At 39.3% G+C, this 19862-nt stretch carries 17 protein-coding genes; 1 reads left to right on the forward strand and 16 read right to left on the reverse strand.

The genetic code is table 11. The annotated features are described in order from the left end of the window. Positions 1–50: 50 nt before the first annotated feature. Together V7138_RS21645 and mce are read right to left on the reverse strand one after the other, a co-directional pair. Positions 51–1601 (reverse strand): acyl-CoA carboxylase subunit beta, encoded by a 1551-nt coding sequence (locus V7138_RS21645; RefSeq protein WP_335401492.1) that lies wholly within the window; start codon positions 1599–1601, stop codon positions 51–53. Beyond that, positions 1601–2020, reverse strand: coding sequence for a methylmalonyl-CoA epimerase (gene mce, locus V7138_RS21650; RefSeq protein WP_335401495.1), 420 nt, complete (start codon positions 2018–2020; stop codon positions 1601–1603). The genes V7138_RS21645 and mce overlap by 1 nt, the downstream gene beginning before the upstream one ends. Positions 2021–2207: 187 nt before the next feature. On the opposite strand from mce, the gene prli42 reads away from it, so the two are divergent. Further along, positions 2208–2300 carry a stressosome-associated protein Prli42 gene (gene prli42, locus V7138_RS21655; RefSeq protein ID WP_335401498.1) on the forward strand — a complete coding sequence of 31 codons (93 nt, stop codon included), beginning with the start codon at positions 2208–2210 and terminating at the stop codon, positions 2298–2300. Positions 2301–2378: 78 nt separating this feature from the next. Here the strand turns inward: prli42 and V7138_RS21660 are convergent, their stop codons facing one another. The 14 genes from V7138_RS21660 to bcd all read right to left on the reverse strand — a co-directional run bounded on the left by V7138_RS21660 (position 2379) and on the right by bcd (position 19857). Further along, positions 2379–3332, reverse strand: a complete 954-nt coding sequence (locus V7138_RS21660; protein WP_335401501.1) for an aromatic acid exporter family protein — start codon at positions 3330–3332, stop codon at positions 2379–2381. A 127-nt stretch (positions 3333–3459) separates the two neighbouring features. Next, the gene (locus V7138_RS21665; protein WP_335401503.1) at positions 3460–4194 is read right to left on the reverse strand and encodes an amino acid ABC transporter ATP-binding protein; all 735 of its coding nucleotides are present in this window, start codon (positions 4192–4194) and stop codon (positions 3460–3462) included. Further along, on the reverse strand, positions 4187–4846 hold the full coding sequence (locus V7138_RS21670; protein ID WP_335401609.1) for an amino acid ABC transporter permease: 660 nt from the start codon (positions 4844–4846) through the stop codon (positions 4187–4189). The genes V7138_RS21665 and V7138_RS21670 overlap by 8 nt, the downstream gene beginning before the upstream one ends. A 35-nt stretch (positions 4847–4881) precedes the next feature. Further along, positions 4882–5667 carry a basic amino acid ABC transporter substrate-binding protein gene (locus tag V7138_RS21675; RefSeq protein ID WP_335401505.1) on the reverse strand — a complete coding sequence of 262 codons (786 nt, stop codon included), beginning with the start codon at positions 5665–5667 and terminating at the stop codon, positions 4882–4884. Positions 5668–6342: 675 nt separating this feature from the next. Further along, a complete protein-coding gene (locus V7138_RS21680) occupies positions 6343–6780 on the reverse strand; it encodes a BrxA/BrxB family bacilliredoxin (protein ID WP_335401507.1) in 438 nt (145 codons plus the stop codon). 177 nt (positions 6781–6957) lie between these two features. Continuing rightward, entirely contained in the window at positions 6958–8061 is a 1104-nt protein-coding gene (gene meaB, locus V7138_RS21685; RefSeq protein ID WP_335401509.1) for a methylmalonyl Co-A mutase-associated GTPase MeaB, read from the reverse strand. Then, positions 8054–10213 carry a methylmalonyl-CoA mutase gene (gene scpA / locus V7138_RS21690; RefSeq protein WP_438824393.1) on the reverse strand — a complete coding sequence of 720 codons (2160 nt, stop codon included), beginning with the start codon at positions 10211–10213 and terminating at the stop codon, positions 8054–8056. Before scpA ends, meaB begins: the two co-directional genes overlap by 8 nt. Positions 10214–10253: 40 nt before the next feature. Then, on the reverse strand, positions 10254–12152 hold the full coding sequence (locus V7138_RS21695) for a methylmalonyl-CoA mutase family protein (protein WP_335401514.1): 1899 nt from the start codon (positions 12150–12152) through the stop codon (positions 10254–10256). 189 nt (positions 12153–12341) lie between these two features. Then, on the reverse strand, positions 12342–13625 hold the full coding sequence (locus tag V7138_RS21700; protein ID WP_335401516.1) for a dihydrolipoamide acetyltransferase family protein: 1284 nt from the start codon (positions 13623–13625) through the stop codon (positions 12342–12344). A 30-nt stretch (positions 13626–13655) separates the two neighbouring features. After that, on the reverse strand, positions 13656–14639 hold the full coding sequence (locus V7138_RS21705) for an alpha-ketoacid dehydrogenase subunit beta (RefSeq protein WP_335401519.1): 984 nt from the start codon (positions 14637–14639) through the stop codon (positions 13656–13658). 12 nt (positions 14640–14651) lie between these two features. Beyond that, on the reverse strand, positions 14652–15647 hold the full coding sequence (locus V7138_RS21710; RefSeq protein ID WP_335401522.1) for a thiamine pyrophosphate-dependent dehydrogenase E1 component subunit alpha: 996 nt from the start codon (positions 15645–15647) through the stop codon (positions 14652–14654). A 73-nt stretch (positions 15648–15720) separates the two neighbouring features. Next, a complete protein-coding gene (lpdA, locus tag V7138_RS21715; RefSeq protein WP_335401525.1) occupies positions 15721–17142 on the reverse strand; it encodes a dihydrolipoyl dehydrogenase in 1422 nt (473 codons plus the stop codon). 296 nt (positions 17143–17438) lie between these two features. Next, positions 17439–18548 (reverse strand): butyrate kinase, encoded by a 1110-nt coding sequence (gene buk, locus V7138_RS21720; RefSeq protein ID WP_335401527.1) that lies wholly within the window; start codon positions 18546–18548, stop codon positions 17439–17441. A gap of 211 nt (positions 18549–18759) precedes the next feature. Continuing rightward, positions 18760–19857, reverse strand: coding sequence for a branched-chain amino acid dehydrogenase (bcd, locus tag V7138_RS21725; RefSeq protein ID WP_335401529.1), 1098 nt, complete (start codon positions 19855–19857; stop codon positions 18760–18762). Positions 19858–19862: the final 5 nt, after the last annotated feature.

Genomic DNA, 19862 nt, shown 5'->3' on the forward strand with positions numbered 1-19862 from the left:
GTTAATGAAATTAGCCTATCATACTATAGTAAAAAAATAAATTCTAATTCTTATAAAGGAATATTTCCATGCTTTTTATTAGGTCGAGATTCCTTTTTATTACGAAGCATTTCTAAAGCCTGAACGATTTTAATACGTGTTTCACGAGGATCGATGACATCGTCTACCATTCCCTGACTTGCTGCAACATACGGATTAGCGAATTTTTCACGATATTCCTCAATCTTTTGGGCACGTGTCTTATCTGGATCATCGCTTTCATTAATTTCGCGGGCAAAAATAATATTGGCAGCGCCTTGTGGTCCCATTACCGCAATTTCAGCATTGGGCCATGCATAAACTAAATCAGCACCAATTGATTTACTATTTAATGCAACATATGCTCCACCATATGCTTTTCTTAGAATAACAGTAAGCTTCGGTACAGTTGCCTCAGAATATGCGTATAAAATCTTTGCTCCATGGCGGATAATGCCACCATGCTCCTGCTTTACCCCCGGGAAGAAACCTGTTACATCTTCAAATGTTATGAGTGGGATATTAAAGGAATCACAAAAACGGATGAATCTTGATGCCTTATCAGATGAATCAATATCAAGACCACCTGCCATGTATTTTGGCTGATTGCAAACTAACCCGACTACCTCTCCTTTGACTCTGGCAAAACCAACAACGATGTTTTTTGCAAAGTCTTTGTGTACTTCCATGAAAGATTCTTCATCAACCACTTGTTCAATAACTTTGCGAACATCATAAGGTCTGACTGCATCAAATGGAATAATATCTGTTAGATCCGGTCGATAATCATCGTCTTCTTTTGTGGTTTGAATGGGTGCTTTTTCTTCATTATTTTGAGGAAGATAGCTTACTAAATCCCTTACTTGTTGCAGAACCTCCTCTTCGGTTTTACCTGAAAAATGTGCGTTCCCACTGATTGAATTATGTACCTTCGCTCCACCTAAATCCTCTGAACTTATTTTTTCACCTGTTACAGTTTCAATAACCTTTGGCCCTGTGATAAACATCTGTGACGTATTTTCCACCATAAAGACAAAGTCCGTAATAGCAGGAGAATACACAGCACCGCCTGCACATGGCCCCATAATGACAGAAATTTGCGGAATTACTCCTGAATATATCGCGTTTCGATAAAAAATGTGACCATAGCCGTCAAGGGAGACGACCCCCTCTTGTATTCTTGCACCACCTGAGTCATTTAAGCCAATAAAGGGCGCGCCATTTTTTGCAGCTAAGTCCATGACATTCGAAATCTTTTTGGCATGCATTTCACCAAGAGCACCGCCAAAAACAGTAAAATCCTGTGAAAATAAATATACAGGTCTCCCGTTAATTTTTCCGTAACCTGTAACGACCCCATCACCAGGTCCTTTTTTTTCGGCTAAACCAAAATCAGTACTTCGATGCTCAATAAATGGATTTAATTCAACAAATGTTCCTTTATCGAGTAATAAATCAATCCGTTCTCTCGCAGTTAATTTTCCTTTTTCGTGCTGTTTATCAATTTTTTCGTCGCCGCCACCTAACTCTACTTCTCGACGGCGATCGTATAATTCGTTTATTTTTTCATAAATATCTACCATTATTTCATTTCCCCCTTGCTAGGTTTCTCACAAAGTTCATATAGAATACTACCTGTAGATTTTGGATGCATGAAGACAATCTTCGCACCACCTGCACCAAACTTTGGCTCATCTGCAAGCATACGAATGCCCTGTTCTTTTATTTCTTGGATGCGCTCTTCGATGGATGAAACACCTAAAGCAATATGGTGTATTCCTTCCCCGCGCTTTTCTATAAATTTAGCAATAGGACTTTCCGGTGACAACGGTTCCAATAACTCAAGCTTTGATTCTCCAATTTTAATGAAGGCAACTCTCACTTTCTCGGACTCTACTTCCTCAATACCTTCTACTTGAAGGTTGAGAACGTTCGTGTAAAAAGGCAGAGAGTTTTCAATCGATGAGACTGCAATTCCGATATGGTCAATTTTGTTAATCATGTTTTCACTCCTCAAGCGAGCGCTCGCTCAAAATTGTATGCGTTTTAATTTCGTTTAAAACCATTTTAGCACGAACTCATCAAAAATTGTGTATTTTCAGTTATACAGATTAGGACTTATTAGTTGTCCAAGTCGGGGATTCAAGGTAAAATATGATTAAATATGTAAGCAGAATGGAGTAGGTGACATGTCCCGAAAAACTCAAAAAATTGTTGTGTATTTAATGATAGCTGTTATGCTAATTACTACTCTGTTAGCAGGGGTAAGTATGTGGTTCTAATTCGAATATTTTAATTCATACGAGGCTTATTAATAGCCAAAAAAGGTGACCTAACAGGTCACCTTTAGCTTTATTCATTTATGTAGGCAATCCTTTAAATAATCTTTTTATGATTAAATATTCTTCCATTTCTTTAATAAATTGAAGAAGGGCAGCTCTTGTCTCAAATTCCTCTCGAGTTTTTGGCAAAGGCATTTCTCTAAACACCTTACGCATCGCTTCAAGTTTCTTCAAAAAAACAACTGCTGTGTTACCGGGATGAATAGATTGGCTCACCTCCATAATAAAATCAGCAACCATTGTTCTCTGTTCAACCGACTGTGTAATGGAAGTAATAGTGGGTAACATCCTTTGCAAAATTTCAAATTGTTTTTCTCTCATTTCAAAATAGGTATAATATAAGTTTTCATCTCGCAATAGGTTATTTTCAACATCCCTGTATGCAATTCTTTTCGCTTTCTTTAATAAATCTTCAACTGCTGTAATCTCACGTCCATCCCAAATACTCTCACCTGTTCGGAGATAATGAACCATTTCGTTTAATATATGTCCAAACAGCCCTTCTATTTCCTGTTGGTATGCCTTAAGATGCTTATCTACACTAGGCATATATAGATTTACAAGTAAGGCAACACCTATCCCAATAATAATTAACCCTAGTTCATTAATAATTAAATCAAGTGTTACATTCTCAGCTGAAAATATATGCAAAATGATAACGGTACTTGTTACAATCCCATCTTTAGCTTTTAAGGCAACAACAGTAGGAATAAAAAATAGGAGTAACAACCCGATGATTAATGGATGATAACCGATTACCTCGAAGAATATTGACGAAAATATGATTCCGACTACACACGCAACAAATCGCTCCCACGAACTCTCCAACGATTTTTTTCGTGTTACTTTAATACATAAAATCGTCAAAATGCCGGCAGATGCAAAACTATCTAGTCCTATTAATTTTGCTATTGAAATGGAAATGGTTGTACCTATAGCTGTTTTTAAAGTACGATAACCTATTTTAAACATACATCGGCTCCTAATAATCTAAAGTATTTTATTATATTGTTGCTTATATGAAAAATAAAACACTTATTCAGATCCAATTATTAATAAATAAACGAAAAAAAGAATGACCACACATGGATCATTCTTTTTATAAAACCTTTTCGAGGAAGTCCTTGGCACGTTGGCTTTTTGGATTTGTGAAAAATTCATCTGGAGCTGTTTGTTCTACAATGACCCCATCGTCCATAAACAGTACTTTATCCGCCACTTCACGGGCAAAGCCCATTTCATGAGTCACTATGAGCATCGTCATTCCAGTATTAGCTAATCCTTTCATGACATTAAGAACTTCTTTAACCATCTCAGGGTCAAGTGCTGAAGTAGGCTCATCAAAAAGCATAATTTCAGGTTCCATGGCTAAGGCTCTTGCAATCGCAACCCTCTGCTTTTGTCCGCCAGATAGGCGATTTGGATATTCATTTGCCTTATCTGATAACCCAACCTGTTTCAATAGCTCCTTCGCCTTGCTTTCAGCATCATTCTTTGACATTCCTTTTACCTTCATCGGTGCATACGTGAGATTTTGGATGACGGTCTTATGTGGAAACAGATAAAAATGCTGAAACACCATTCCGATATGCTGACGAACCTTTGTAATATCCGTCTTTGCATGTGTGATCTCATCTTCCTTAACCCAAATCTTCCCCTGTGTAGGTTTTTCGAGTAAATTTAAACATCTTAGAAATGTTGATTTTCCGGAACCCGAAGGACCAATAATGGCGACAACCTCACCTTGTTTGAAGGTGGTCGTAATCCCTTTTAATACATCAAGCTTACCAAATGATTTATGAAGACCTTCTACCTTAATATGATCGTTACTCACTACGACGCAACCTCCTCTCAAGTCTTCCGCCTAGGAACGTGAGGATTGTAACAATTATCCAATAAACTAGACCAGCAATTAATAACGGTTCAAAATAGCGGAATGTGTTCGCTCCGACAACTTGAGCTCGTCTCATAATATCCAATAATCCAATTGTACTTACAATTGCAGATTCCTTCGTTAAGGTGATAAATTCATTTAACAGTGCTGGTAATATATTTTTTACAGCCTGTGGAAGGATAATATCCAACATCATTGGGCGGTACGAAATTCCAAGTGCTTCCGCAGCTTCTTGCTGGCCTTTATCAACAGCCTGAATACCTGCTCTAATGATTTCAGAAATATATGCACCTGAATTTAGTCCGAATGCCAAAACCCCCGCTACAAACTTATCAATGTCATATTGAAAAAGCTGTGGAACAGCAAAATAGATTAATACCAATTGAAGGAGGAGTGGTGTTCCTCTGAAAATGGATGTATAAATATCCGCAAACCACTTTAAAAATGAAACCTTGCTTATTTTAAAAACCGCTAAAATCGTCCCCAAAATTAAACCTAAAATTGCCGATACTAGTGCAAAGGATACCGTAATACCGATCCCTTCTAGTATAAACGGAATTGAAGGCAGGATTCTGGAAAAGTCAATATCCAAACCCATGCCTTACACCTCATTTCTTCTAAAAAATTTTATTCTTCAATCCATTTTTTTTGTAATGCTTCTAATTCTCCATTTTCTTTCATTTCTTCTAAGACTTTATTAAATTCCTCAGTAAGCTCACTGCCTTTTGCAAATGCAATTGCCATGCCTGGTGATGCTTCAGTTGGATCATCAAATCCTGTTAAGTCTAGTTCTTTAATGAAGCCCACTGCAACAGTTTTATCTAAATAAACTGCATCAATTCTGCCAGCTTTTAGCTCTTGAATTAATTCTGGAGCTTTATTTAATGCCGAGATTTCAATGTTTTTTAGTGTCTCTTCTTTAATTTTTTTAGCTCCTTCTTCTTGAATGGAACCTAATTGAACTCCAATTTTTTTGCCATCTAAATCATCAAATGATTTAACATCAGAATCTTTTAATGTAACAAACATTTCTCCAGATTTATGATATTCAGTTGAAAAATCAACACTTTCCTTACGCTCAGCAGTTGCAGACATACCTGAAATGATAAAATCAAGACGTTCAGATTGTAATGCGCTAATAAGGCCACCGAAATCCATATTCTCTATTTTAAGCTCATATCCTAGCTTTTCAGCAATTGCCTCAGCTAACTCAATGTCGAACCCAATATATTCCCCTGTTTTTTCATCAATTGTTTCAAATGGAGGGAAGTCAGCAGATGTTCCCATTGTTAAAACATTTTTTGTGTCAGTTCCTTCTTCAGATCCTGTTGAATTGTCATCGCTTGTCCCACAAGCAGCAAGTAATACAACTGATAAAATAGTAATCAATGATGCTAGTAAAAACTTTTTCATTCTATTTTCCCCCTAAGATGTTATTTATAATTATTCGATAGAATGTATTTTAACACATCTGCATAAATATACAATATGTTTTTTAAAAATAATAATTGATTCATAATTCTATCATTTGCGTTAAGCCGTCTATTTATACTATTTAATTGGTATCTTCGGAAGAAAATTAATGTTTTTATTCATACAAGGACATCCACAAAACACTTTACTAATATAAACAACTAAAGTAAAAAAGTAATATCTTATACCTAACCATATGCATAATTTATATCAAAAAAGGCCCTTTTGTAAAAGTTTGTTGTTATTGCCTTTTAGTTTATTGGTGAAACTAGGGTGATTTCCGCTTCTGGCACTCGCTTTCCGCGGGCGATCCGCAAGCCTCCTCAGGCCTACACGATGTAGGTCACGAAGCCGTTGCCACAGGACGTGGCGTTCTTAGGCTTCGAACATTAATTCTGACTGCGGGGTCTCGCTTGGCTCGCTATTCCCGCAGGACGTTGAATAGGCTTCCTTGAAACTACACCGCACGAAGAAAATGCGTGCATTTTCAAGGATATCGTGCCGTACGCTCCAATCACTAAAGGGAAAACCAAAGTGTCTAATAATACATTGTATAGTCACATCAAAAACAACAAAGTTTAGGAAAACATCAAAAAAAAGAAGCCCAAAGGCCTCTTATACTTCTTCACAATATTCATCGAAGGTTTCCTGTAGTTTCGTGATAACATCCATTGGCTCATGTCCTTCAATTTCATGGCGCTCGATCATTTTAACAATTTTTCCATCTTTCAATAATGCGAATGACGGAGAAGATGGTGGATACCCTTCAAAATAGGATCTGGCTCTTTCTGTTGCAGCCTTATCTTGACCGGCAAACACGGTTACTAATTGATCTGGACGCTTATCATAATGAATGGAATGTGCCGCAGCTGGTCTTGCAATCCCCCCCGCACAACCACAAACAGAATTCACCATTACCAATGTTGTCCCTTTTTTGCTAAGTGCTTCTTCTACCTCTTCAGGTGTTTTTAATTCTTGATAGCCAGCTTCTGAAATTTCTTTTCTAGCTGTCTGTACTATATCATTCATAAATAAATTGAAATCGACTTCCATCTTGTACACTCCCTTAAAAAAATTGAATTACTCATTTTAATCATATCAATTTAGACCATGTTTTTTCAAATCTTAGGTACGTTTATAAAATGAAAGTTTCGGGTATTCTATTACTACATCTAGATCATACCCCTAAACTCCCTAGATGGAAGGAAAGCTAATGCTTTCCTTCTTTTTTTATGTTTCATAAAGTTTAATTAATTCCTTTACAGCAGTTGTTACATTCAAATCTCCCTGTACAACCTTATTTTCAAGCACTGGAAGTTGTTTTTTTATGGATGGATGTGTAAAAAAACTTGTTTCAAGATAATCCTTTATCATTGCGCGGATCCAGTCCTTTGTTTGAGCGTTTCTGCGCTCTGTGAAGACTCCAGAATCTTTCGTTGTCTCAACAAACCGTTGGATAACTTTCCACATTTCTTCCATACCTTCTTGATAAAGAGCAGAGGCAGTATAAGCTTTCGATGACCAGCCTTTCGTTGCCGGCTGAAGGTAGTGGAGAATTCGATTATACTCCCCACGCGCAACCTTTGCCTTCTGACGATTATCACCATCAGCTTTATTAATTAAGATTGCGTCTGCAAGCTCCATAACTCCTTTTTTCATTCCTTGTAGCTCATCCCCTGCACCGGTTAACACAAGTAGCAAGAAAAAATCCACCATACTTCTTACCATAACTTCACTTTGGCCAACACCAATCGTCTCAACTAGGATTACATCAAACCCAGCTGCTTCACAAAGTAAAATGGTTTCTCTTGTTTTTCGATTCACTCCACCAAGAGTTCCCCCTGATGGAGATGGCCGAATAAATGCATTTTGATTTCGGGTAAGTGTTTCCATTCGTGTTTTATCGCCTAGAATACTCCCACCTGTTACACTACTACTTGGATCAACTGCCAAAACAGCAACACGATGTCCCTCTTCACATAAATACGAACCAAAACTCTCGATGAATGTACTTTTTCCGGCTCCAGGGACCCCAGTGATACCTATTCGTATGGAGCTTCCTGTATATGGTAGAATTTCATTAATTACTTTCTGTGCCTGATCCTCATGACGTTTTGCGTTGCTTTCAACAAGTGTAATGGCTTGAGCAAGAATGGTACGGTCCCCATTTCGTATGCCCTGTACATACTCTTCCGTAGACCGCTCTTTCTTTTTAATAAACCTGGGTCTACTTCCAGAGTCGTAGGCTGGATCTCTTCCCTTTACAATTTCGGTTGTAAAACCATCAGATGCATTTTCTGGCACCCACTCAGGCCTATTTTTTTTATCAGTCATTGCCTGCTTCCTCATATCCTAAGCGAAGATATATTTCTTCGATTACTTTTTGAGCAGCTACCGGAATAACTGTCCCAGGTCCAAAAATAGCCGCGGCCCCTTGCTCTTCTAAATACTCATAATCCTGTGCAGGAATTACTCCACCTACGATTACAATAATATCTTCACGCCCCAGTTTTCTTAGCTCTTCCATTAACTGCGGGAGTAATGTCTTATGGCCTGCCGCAAGTGAACTCATGCCAACCACATGAACATCATTCTCCACTGCTTGATGTGCTGTTTCCTCAGGGGTTTGGAACAATGGTCCGATATCCACGTCAAAGCCAAGATCCGCAAACGCAGTAGCAATCACCTTTGCTCCACGATCATGACCATCCTGCCCCATTTTAGCAATCAGAATTCTAGGGCGTCTTCCTTCATTTTCTAAAAACTCATCTGTCATCTTCTTCACATTCATAATCTCTTCCTCATTTGAATATTCTGTGCTATAGATTCCACTAATTGAACGAATGACAGCTTTATGCCTTGCTGATGCTTTTTCAACCGCATTCGAAATTTCTCCAAGCGTTGCACGAACCCTTGCTGCATGAACGGCTATCTCCAACAGATTTCCATCACCTGATTCAACTGCCCTCGTAATAGCAGCCAACGCCTCTTCCACTTTTCCGTCATCCCGTGAAGCTTTTAATTCGCTAAGTCTTTCAATTTGCTTGAGTCGAACAGCTGTATTATCAATGTCTAATATATCAATTGGATCTTCTTGTTGTAATCGATATTTATTAACTCCAATGATCGTTTCCTTACCAGAATCAATCCTTGCCTGGCGTCGTGCAGCGGCTTCTTCAATTCGCATTTTGGGAAGACCTGTTTCAATTGCTTTCGTCATTCCACCTAGGGATTCAATTTCCTCAATATGATTCCAAGCCCGCTCCATAAGCTGCTTTGTTAACGTCTCTACATAATAAGAGCCTCCCCATGGATCAATCACATGACATATTCCGGTTTCATCCTGCAAATAGAGCTGGGTATTACGAGCGATACGAGCAGAGAAATCAGTCGGTAGTGCAATCGCCTCATCTAGAGCATTTGTATGCAAGGACTGGGTATGCCCCGAGACAGCAGCCAATGCTTCAATACATGTTCTTGTCACATTATTATACGGATCCTGTTCAGTCAAGCTCCATCCTGAGGTTTGTGAATGTGTCCTTAATGCAAGTGATTTCGGATTTTTAGGGTTGAAGGCCTTCATCATTTGTGCCCAAATAAGTCGGGCCGCTCTCATCTTCGCAACCTCCATAAAATAGTTCATGCCGATCGCCCAGAAGAAAGACAATCTAGGAGCAAAGGAGTCAATATCAATCCCCTTCTTAAGACCAGTTCGAACATATTCCAAACCGTCTGCTAAAGTATATGCTAATTCAAGATCTGCTGGTGCACCCGCTTCCTGCATATGATAACCAGATATACTAATACTATTGAATTTCGGCATATTTTTTGATGTGTACTCAAAAATATCAGAAATAATCCTCATTGAGGTCTCTGGTGGGTAAATATACGTATTCCGCACCATATATTCTTTTAAAATATCATTTTGTATCGTTCCTGACAGCATTTCTGGAGGGACACCCTGCTCCTCTGCTGTGACAATATAAAATGCCATAATCGGAAGAACGGCACCATTCATTGTCATTGAAACACTCATTTGATCAAGAGGAATGCCGTCAAATAATGTTTTCATATCTAGGATTGAATCAATTGCTACTCCAGCTTTACCTACATCACCAACAACACGTGGATGATCGGAATCATAGCCACGGTGGGTAGCTAAATCAAAAGCTACAGATAGACCCTTTTGCCCCATTGCTAGGTTTCGACGGTAAAAAGCGTTACTCTCCTCTGCTGTTGAAAAACCTGCATATTGTCGAACGGTCCAAGGTCGATTCACATACATGGTTGGATAGGGTCCTCTTAAAAACGGAGGAAGTCCAGGCATATAATCCAGATGAGTCATCCCTTCTAAATCTTCCTCTGTGTATAAAGGTTTTACAGCAATCTGTTCGTTCGTTTCAAATAGCAACTGATCAATAGATTGCTTGATTTCTTCTTCTACTTTTTGACGCCATTTTTCAGGAGAGGACGATGAATCCGACATTTTTAACTTTATTTTGGATAGATCAAGTCTTTTAGCCATTTTAGCGCACCCCCATTTCTTGTTGTAATTGATGTAAAAATGTAAAACAATCTGTACCAATGTGGATAAAGTCATTTATTCCTATGTTTCGGTAGAACTCTTCATTATCTTGTTTCCCAGCTAAAAACAAGCGGATGTCTGGTTGTAATTGTTTTAATTCATTACATATATCAGTAACCATTTCCTTGTAGGCTTCATCTTTTCCACAAATAATATAGGTTTTCAGATTCATAGCTTTTACGCCTTTAATCGCATCATCTGCTGTTAAATATCCATCGTTTTTGACAACCTGGAAGCCACCCGATTCAAAAAAACCTGTGATAAAATCCGCTCTTGATTTATGTTCCGGAATTGGACCTAAATTTAATAATCCAACTTTAGGCCGATCACCGGAAGTTTGAAGATAGCTTTCAGATGCCTGTCGGAGTTGCTCAAAGCTTTCTGAAATTCTCACTGGAGATATTGGTTTGATTGTAATTGCGGCTTCTCTATTTTTTATTGTGTTTTTTGATTTGGTGTATTCGATTGGTTTTTCTTGTATATTTGCATACATATTTGTGCCGACAATTTTATCTTTTCGGACGTTTACGTTTTTTTGTCTTTCATGCAAAACAGATGAGATATTTGCTTGAACAGTTCCTGTTTTTAACGCTGCAAGCATCCCTCCCAGGGATTCGATTTCCTTCATCAAGTCCCATGCTTTTTCTGCCAATTCATGTGTCAATGCTTCCACATACCAAGAGCCACCCGCGGGATCAATGACCTGATTTAAGAAGGATTCGTCGCGTAGAATCGATTGTGTGTTTCTTGCAATCCTCCTTGAGAAAGAATTAGAGGCCTTGATTGGTTCATCAAAAGTGGAAACATGAAGACTATCAATCCCGCCTATAATTGCGGAAAATGCTTCAATAGTTGAGCGCAACATATTAACATAGGGGTCATGAATCGTTTTCGTAAATGCTGATGTTCTCGCATGGATATGCATTTTAGAAGACTCTTCATTTCCTCCATATGCTTCAGTGATTGTCGTCCAAATAATTTTTGCAGCTCTTAGTTTGGCGATTTCCATAAATACATTTGAGCCAATTGAAAAAGAAAATGTCATACGCGGTGCAACTTCATCAACGGTAAGCCCTCTCTCTAGGAGTTCGCTTATATATTCAATTCCAGTTCCGATTGTAAATGCAAGTTCCTGAACAGCATTTGCTCCCCCATTATGGTATGGGTCACCTTTTACAAGAATCGTTCTTAGATTGGGTTGATTTTTCTTCACCCATTTTACGGATTCGGCTAATTGGTCATAGGCAGCTTCTGGTTTCAACGATAACTGACCTGATTGTGCTAATAGTCCAAGTGGGTCCATACCAATCGTGCCTGTAAGGGAATCTATTTTTGCATAAGAATGAATATGTGATAAAAATGCCAATAAGTCAGTTTGAGCATCGATTAAGAAAGGTGTATGAGACAATGAGATACCCTTAAAGGCTTTTTCGAAATCCTCTTCACTATGCAGTCCAAGACCTTCAATTGAGCTGTCTTGTGTCTGCAATGTCAGGTGGATCATTGTTTGGCCGTTTTGAAGAGCTTCCTTTAATACAGCGTTAAAATCCTCCGGTGTGTTCACGTCGATTTCCTGACTAACATGCCATGGATGACTCACATAGCCTGCAGGTTTTGAACCACGCACCCTTGAGCCTTCTCCAGGCATATCTTTTAGAAACGGTATTTCTTTAACGTCTTCCTTTGTATAAATAGGTTTTAGTTTGATTTTTTCGTACGTTTGTTTATGTAATTTTTCAATAGGTTTTCCTTTTAATGATTTTTCAGCTTCCTTCTTCCATGTCTCGTAATCTATGGAAGGGAAGGTAATATTCTGGTATTCTTTCGATTGCTTCGTCACAAGGCTTCCCCCTTTTATCGAAATCGCTTTCACCTATGTATTAATTTTAGTATATATATTAGGTTGTCGCAATGCATAGATGGAGTTTTAAATAGGGGCGGTTCACGTACTTGCCAACCAAATATTAAACGAATTATGCCCATAAGTATTTTCGCCGCACTGAAAAAAGACATTGCAGGGGCAATGTCTTTAGTAAATAGATGTATTTTCTTTTGATGTGTTCTCGATAATTTCCTTTACTCGTGCTAAGAAACGTCCACAAACAAGGCCATCCAATACACGATGATCAAGGGACATACAGAGGTTCACCATGTGACGTACTGCAATCATGCCATCGATAATAACTGGTCGTTGTACGATAGATTCAACCTGCAAAATTGCTGCCTGCGGATAATTAATAATCCCCATTGATTGAACAGAACCAAAGGAGCCTGTATTATTCACTGTGAATGTGCCACCCTGCATATCATCTGGTGCAAGTTTTCCAGTTCGAACTTTAGAGGCAAGCTCGGTAATCTCTCTTGCAATGCCCTTAATCGTTTTTTCATCCGCATTTTTAATCACTGGAACAAATAGAGCATCTTCTGTTGCAACAGCAATTGAAATATTAATTTCCTTCTTCTGGATAATTTTATCCCCTGCCCACATTGAGTTGATTTGTGGGAACTCCTTAAGGGCTTGAGCTACAGCTTTTACAAAAAATGCAAAGAAAGTTAGATTGTAGCCTTCCTTTTGCTTAAATTGATTCTTTATTGCATTTCTATATTGGACCATATTTGTTGCATCTACTTCAACCATTGTCCATGCATGTGGAATTTCATGCTTACTACGAAGCATATTTGCGGCAATTGCCTTTCGAACCCCTGTAACCGGTATTTCCACATCTCCAACTGTCACTGGAACATTAGCTGCAGGATTTGGCTTAGACGATTGTACATTTTCAACCGGTTGGTTAGTTGGTTCAGTTTCCACATTTTGAACCTGCCGCCCAGCTGTTGGGATCTGTCCTGATTCAATTAACTTTTGAAGGTCTTTTCGGGTAATTCGTCCGCCTGCCCCTGTCCCTTTCACTTGTGCAAGATCAATATGATGTTCCTGTGAAAGCTTTAGAACAGCAGGTGAATAACGTAATTTTTTCGTAGTGTCACTAGGTTCTTCAGTCACATTTATAGTCTTTTCGGGAGTTTCTTCTTTTTCAGTTGCTTGAGGTGTACCTTGTTCAGTTCCACCACCAATGGTTTCAATTACACAAATCACTTCACCAACTGCTAAAGTTTCTCCTTCTTCCGCAATAAGCTGTTTAATAGTACCTGAAAATGAGGAAGGTACCTCTGCATTTACTTTGTCTGTCATAACCTCAGCTAAAGGATCATATTTGTTTACGGTATCCCCAACTGCTACAAGCCATTTACTAATGGTTCCCTCTGTAACACTCTCGCCAAGCTGGGGCATTGTTATTTTTTCAGTTGCCAATCATAAAACCTCCTCAGAATTGCAGCACAATTAAAATTCCGCAAGCTCTCTCATTGCTTTTTCCACTTTATCCGGATTAACCATAAAGAATTTTTCCATCGTTGGTGCATATGGCATTGCTGGAACATCTGGACCAGCAAGTCGCTTAATTGGGGCATCTAAGTCAAATAAGCAATTTTCAGCAATGATAGCAGCCACTTCACCCATAATGCTTCCTTCTTTATTGTCTTCTGTTAACAATAAAACTTTACCCGTTTTTGAAGCTGCTTCGATGATTGCTTCTTTATCTAGCGGATATACGGTACGCAAGTCAAGGATATGTGCTTGAATTCCATCTTTAGCAAGACGTTCTGCAGCTTGTAAGGCAAAATGAACACACAAACCGTACGTGATAACCGTAATGTCATCACCTTCACGCTTCACATCTGCCTTACCAATTGGCAATACATAATCGTCTTTTGGTACTTCACCCTTGATTAAACGATAGGCACGTTTATGTTCAAAGAATAAAACAGGATCATCATCACGTATAGCAGCTTTCAGCAAGCCTTTTACATCATAAGGGGTTGAGGGCATCACAATTTTTAAACCTGGTTGGTTTGCAAACACCGCTTCTACAGATTGTGAGTGGTACAATGCTCCATGTACTCCTCCACCATAAGGAGCTCTAATAGTGATTGGGCAATGCCAATCGTTATTCGAACGATATCGAATTTTAGCAGCTTCAGATATAATTTGATTGACAGCAGGCATAATAAAATCTGCAAATTGCATTTCCGCGATAGGTCTCATTCCATACATAGCTGCACCTATTCCGACACCAGCAATTGCTGACTCAGCCAATGGGGTGTCCATTACACGCTGCTCACCGAATTGCTCATATAGACCGGTTGTCGCCTTAAATACGCCACCTTTTTTTCCAACGTCCTCTCCTAAAATAAACACTTTAGGATCTCTTTCCATTTCTTCACGAATTGCCATCGTTACAGCATCAATATATGAAATTACAGCCATTCTTTTTCCCCCTTACTGTTCCGCATATACATGTTTAAGAGCATATTCTGGCTCTGCATATGGTGCACTTTCGGCATAGTCGGTCGCTTCATTGACAAGCTTTGCAATCCGATCTCCAATTTCCTTTTCCTTCTGCTCATCTAAAACTCCGGTTTCCTTTAGGTAAGTTGCAAAGGATAGGATGGGATCATTCTTTTTCGCTTCTGCCACTTCTTCCTGCTCGCGATATGCACGGTCATCATCATCAGACGAGTGCGCAGTTAAACGATATGAAATCGTTTCTATTAAGGTCGGTCCTTCCCCTCGACGACCTCTATCCGCCGCTTCTTTAACTGCCTTATACACTTCAAGTGGATCATTTCCATCCACCGTTACACCTGGCATTCCATACCCAATTGCACGGTCGGAAATTTTTTCACAGGCCACCTGCTTTTCGTATGGAACAGATATGGCATATTGATTATTCTCACACATAAAAATGACTGGAAGCTTGTGAACGGCTGCAAAATTCGTACCTTCATGGAAATCTCCCTGATTCGAAGATCCTTCCCCAAATGTTACAAATGTAACTAAATCCTTTCCTTCCATTCTGCCACCAAGTGCCACGCCGACTGCATGAGGAACCTGTGTCGTTACAGGGGAGGAACCTGTTACAATTCGATTTTTCTTTTGTCCAAAGTGACCAGGCATTTGTCGTCCGCCTGAATTTGGGTCTTCAGCCTTCGCAAATCCAGACAGCATTAATTCCTTTGCTGTCATTCCGAAAGTCAGAACAACCCCCATATCACGGTAATATGGCAATACATAATCTTTTTCACGGTCAAGTGCAAAGGCAGCACCTACTTGGGCTGCTTCTTGACCTTGGCAGGAAATAACGAATGGAATTTTTCCAGCGCGGTTTAATAACCACATTCTTTCATCTATTTTTCTAGCTAATAGCATTGTTTCATACATTTCAAGGACAGCTTCATCACTTAACCCCAATGCTTGATGACGATTTTCAGTCACGAAAATACCTCCTTCAACAATCTAAGATTTGGACAACCCTACATATTAACAAATTATTAGAAAAGTATAGTACTTATGCATGGATTGCTTTTCCATCAACGGCCAAAGCTGCTTCACCTATGGCTTCAGATAAAGTTGGATGCGGATGGATTGTGTGTGCAACCTCCCATGGAGTTGCATCTAGTACTCTTGCTAATCCTGCCTCAGAAATCATATCTGTTACATGTGGCCCAATCATATGAACTCCAAGTAAATCATCTGTAGCTTCATCTACAACGAGTTTTACAAATCCGTCAGACTCACCAAAGACCAGTGCTTTTCCTATTGCTCTGAATGAAAATTTGCCAATTTTAACAGTGTAACCTATTTGTTTTGCTTCCTCTTCGGTAAAACCAACACTTGCAATCTCAGGATTACTGTATACGCATTTGGATACAAGTGAATAATCCATTGGTGATGGATTTTTACCTGCAATATGCTCTACCGCAACAATTCCTTCGTGGGATGCTACATGTGCAAGTTGAAGACCGCCTATGCAATCGCCAATTGCATAAATATGGGATTCTTTTGTTTGGAAATATTCATTTGTAGAAATAAACCCCTTTTCCAAAACAATCTCGGTATTTTCTAGGCCAATATTTTCAACATTTGCTTGTCGGCCGACGGATACAAGCAACTTATCTGCAGTAAACGATTTAGCTTCACCTTTATGTTCTGCTTGAATGGTAATCCCTTCTCCTTTTTCTAGGGTCTCAGGTAGAACCTTTGCACTGGTGACAACTTTTACGCCTCTTTTCTTTAATAAACGCTGCATTTCCTTAGAGATTTCATGATCCTCGGTTGGTAGAATTCGATCTGCATATTCAAGTACTGTTATCTCAACTCCGAAGTCATGGAGCATGGATGCCCATTCAATGCCGATTACTCCTCCCCCAACAATGATCATTGACTTAGGAAGTTGATCCATTTGAAGGGCCTCATCAGAGGTTAAAACATATGCTCCATCAATCTCTAAACCAGGCAATGACCTTGGTCTGGACCCTGTTGCAATAATTACGTTTTTTGGAATCAGCATTTCATTTTCTTCCCCATTGTTCATTTCAACGGAAATGGTTCCAGGGATCGGTGAAAAAATAGAAGGACCTAAAATTCGTCCATAACCCTCAATGACATCAATTTTCCCTTGCTTCATTAGATGCTGGACGCCTTTATATAGCTGTTCAGTGATTTTATTTTTTCGATCCTGCACCTTTGAAAAATCAAGTGATACATCCTTTACAATGACACCAAATTCTTCACTTTTTTTCGTAGTTGCATATACTTCAGCACTTCTTAAAAGAGCCTTACTCGGTATACATCCTGCATGTAAACAGGTACCGCCAAGCATACCTTTTTCAACAACTGCCACTTTCAGACCAAGCTGCGAGGCACGAATGGCTGCGACATATCCACCTGTACCGCCTCCTAGAATTACTAAATCGTATTCATTTGACATAACCTACTCACCTTCCTATTTTTAAGAGGAAGTTTAAAAAGTCCGGTGAAAATGACACATCTCAGGGGAACTTCGACTAAATGCCGACACGTCCTGTGTCGAACGTCAAAGTCACCACATCCTGTGGAAGCTCGTTGGCTTGCTTTTTTAGCTCCTCACGTATTAATTACATACGTTCCGGTGCTCAAAGCTTCACCGCCTCGAACTTTCGACGCACAGGATGTGCTAGTGTCGACAATGCCACAGGACGTGGCGTTTTTGTCGACCCGGTCCATTTCATCCTCCTTTTTAAACACTTATTTTAAGACAGGGGTTTGAAGTTGCTTTCCAGGGTATTCTTTTTCCTTCTCTTCCCCGCGTAGTACTCGTAATGCACCCTCTGCCAATGCCTGCAACTCATTTTCTCCTGGCTGGATGATGACATCCGCAATCCAATTCACATGGTTGGAAATTTCAGAGATAAATTCATTCCCGTATGCTAATCCACCGGTTAAAATTATGGCATCTACACGCCCTGCCAGGACTGCACTTGCTGCTCCTATTTCTTTAGCAATTTGGTACGCCATTGCTTTGTAGACTAGTCTCGCCCTTTCGTTGCCTTGTTTGATCATTCTTTCAACTTCAACTGCGTCGTTTGTACCCAGATATCCAACTAGGCCGCCATGACCAACCAGTTTTTTCATGATTTCTTCACGGAAATATTGACCAGAAAAGCAAAGGTCAATTAAATCCCCCGCAGGAACTGTCCCTGCACGTTCTGGGCTAAATGGTCCGTCACCATGCAAACCATTATTTACGTCCACCACTTTACCTTGTCTATGGACGCCAACAGTAATTCCACCGCCCATATGGGTAACAATGAAATTCATTTCTTCATATGTTTTTCCAAGATCCTTCGCAACTCTTCTTGCTACAGCCTTTTGATTTAAAGCATGAAAAATGCTCCTTCTTTCAATCAAATCAAAACCTGATATTCTTGCTATAGGTTCAAGTTCATCAACAACGACAGGATCGACAATATATGGCGGAATATTTAACCCAGATGCAATTTCATACGCTAAAATGCCTCCAAGATTCGATGCATGTTGCCCGGCATACCCAATTCTTAAATCATGGAGCATCTCATCATTTACTTTGTAGGTTCCGCCTTGAATTGGCTTTAATAACCCGCCTCTACCGCATACTGCGCTTAATTTTGAGATATTAATGCCTTCACTATCTAATGTTTCAAGTATCATATTTTTTCGAAATTCATATTGATCAATAATATTGTCATATGCATTTAGTTCTGAACGTTCATGTCGTATTGTCTTCTCAAAAACAGAACGTTCATTATCATAGACGCCGATTTTCGTTGATGTTGATCCTGGATTGATAACGAGAATCCGGTATTCTTTGTCAAGCAATATTGAAACCTCCAGTACTTAAATGCAGTCCATCGGATGTTAATATATATCCTATCGCAGCTATGAAAGATAAAGGTAAAAAGGAGGAAAAGCTTTTTCTAGCCTTCCCCCAAATCGGACTAGTTTTTAAATTTAGCACCAGGCACCGTTGACTCGAGGTCAGAAGCTAATCGCTTTGGAAGGTAAAATAAACATTCTGCCTGCGCTTATCTTATTTTCTTCGACTTAAAATGTGGTGTCCATTTTGTAAGAATTGACTTCTTGAATTTCTCATTCTTTCGATGCGCTCTTCTGCCAAACGATCTGCAGCTTGATAAGTTGGAATTCCATCTCTTTTTGCGATTTCAATTACTTTTTGAATGGTGTCATAAAGTGATTCAACTTTTTTTAGCGCCCGCTCTTGATTGTAGCCATATAATTCGTCAGCAACATTGATAACTCCACCCGCATTAATTACATAGTCTGGTGCGTAGATAATTCCTAATTCATGAACCATATCACCATGCCGTGGTTCTTTTAGCTGATTGTTGGCAGATCCCGCTATCACTTTTGCCTTTAATTGTGGAATTGTTTCATCATTAACTGTTGCACCTAGTGCACAAGGTGCATATATATCACATTCCACGCTATAAATATCGTTAGGATCCACTGCTTTTGCTCCAAAATCTCTTACAGCACGGTCTACAGCGTCTTTATTAATATCTGTAACGATTAAACTAGCTCCTTCTTCGTGAAGGTATTTACAAAGTGTGTACGCTACATTCCCTACTCCTTGAACAGCCACTGTCCTGCCTTCAAGTGAGTCAGAACCAAATGCTTCTCTAGCAGCTGCCTTCATACCGCGGTAAACGCCAAATGCTGTAACTGGAGAAGGGTTCCCAGATGATCCAAACGCAGGAGATATACCAGTTACAAAATCGGTTTCTTCGTGGATTATATCCATATCTGCAACAGTCGTACCCACATCTTCTGCTGTAATATAGCGTCCGTTAAGACCTTGTATATAGCGGCCAAACGCACGGAACATTTCTTCGTTTTTATCCTTACGAGGGTCACCAATAATTACAGTTTTTCCTCCACCGAGATTTAATCCAGCAGCTGCATTTTTATAGGTCATACCTTTTGCAAGTCTTAATGCATCCTCAATTGCAGCTTCCTCTGAAGTGTATGTCCACATACGAGTACCACCGAGTGCCGGACCTAATGTAGTATCATGAATAGCGATAATCGCTTTTAAACCAGATTGTTTGTCCTGACAAAAAACTAATTGCTCATAATCATATTGTTCCATGTAAGAAAAGATTTCCATTTTGA

Source organism: Bacillus sp. JJ1533, from assembly GCF_036965045.1.
Taxonomy (GTDB): domain Bacteria; phylum Bacillota; class Bacilli; order Bacillales; family Bacillaceae_L; genus Ferdinandcohnia.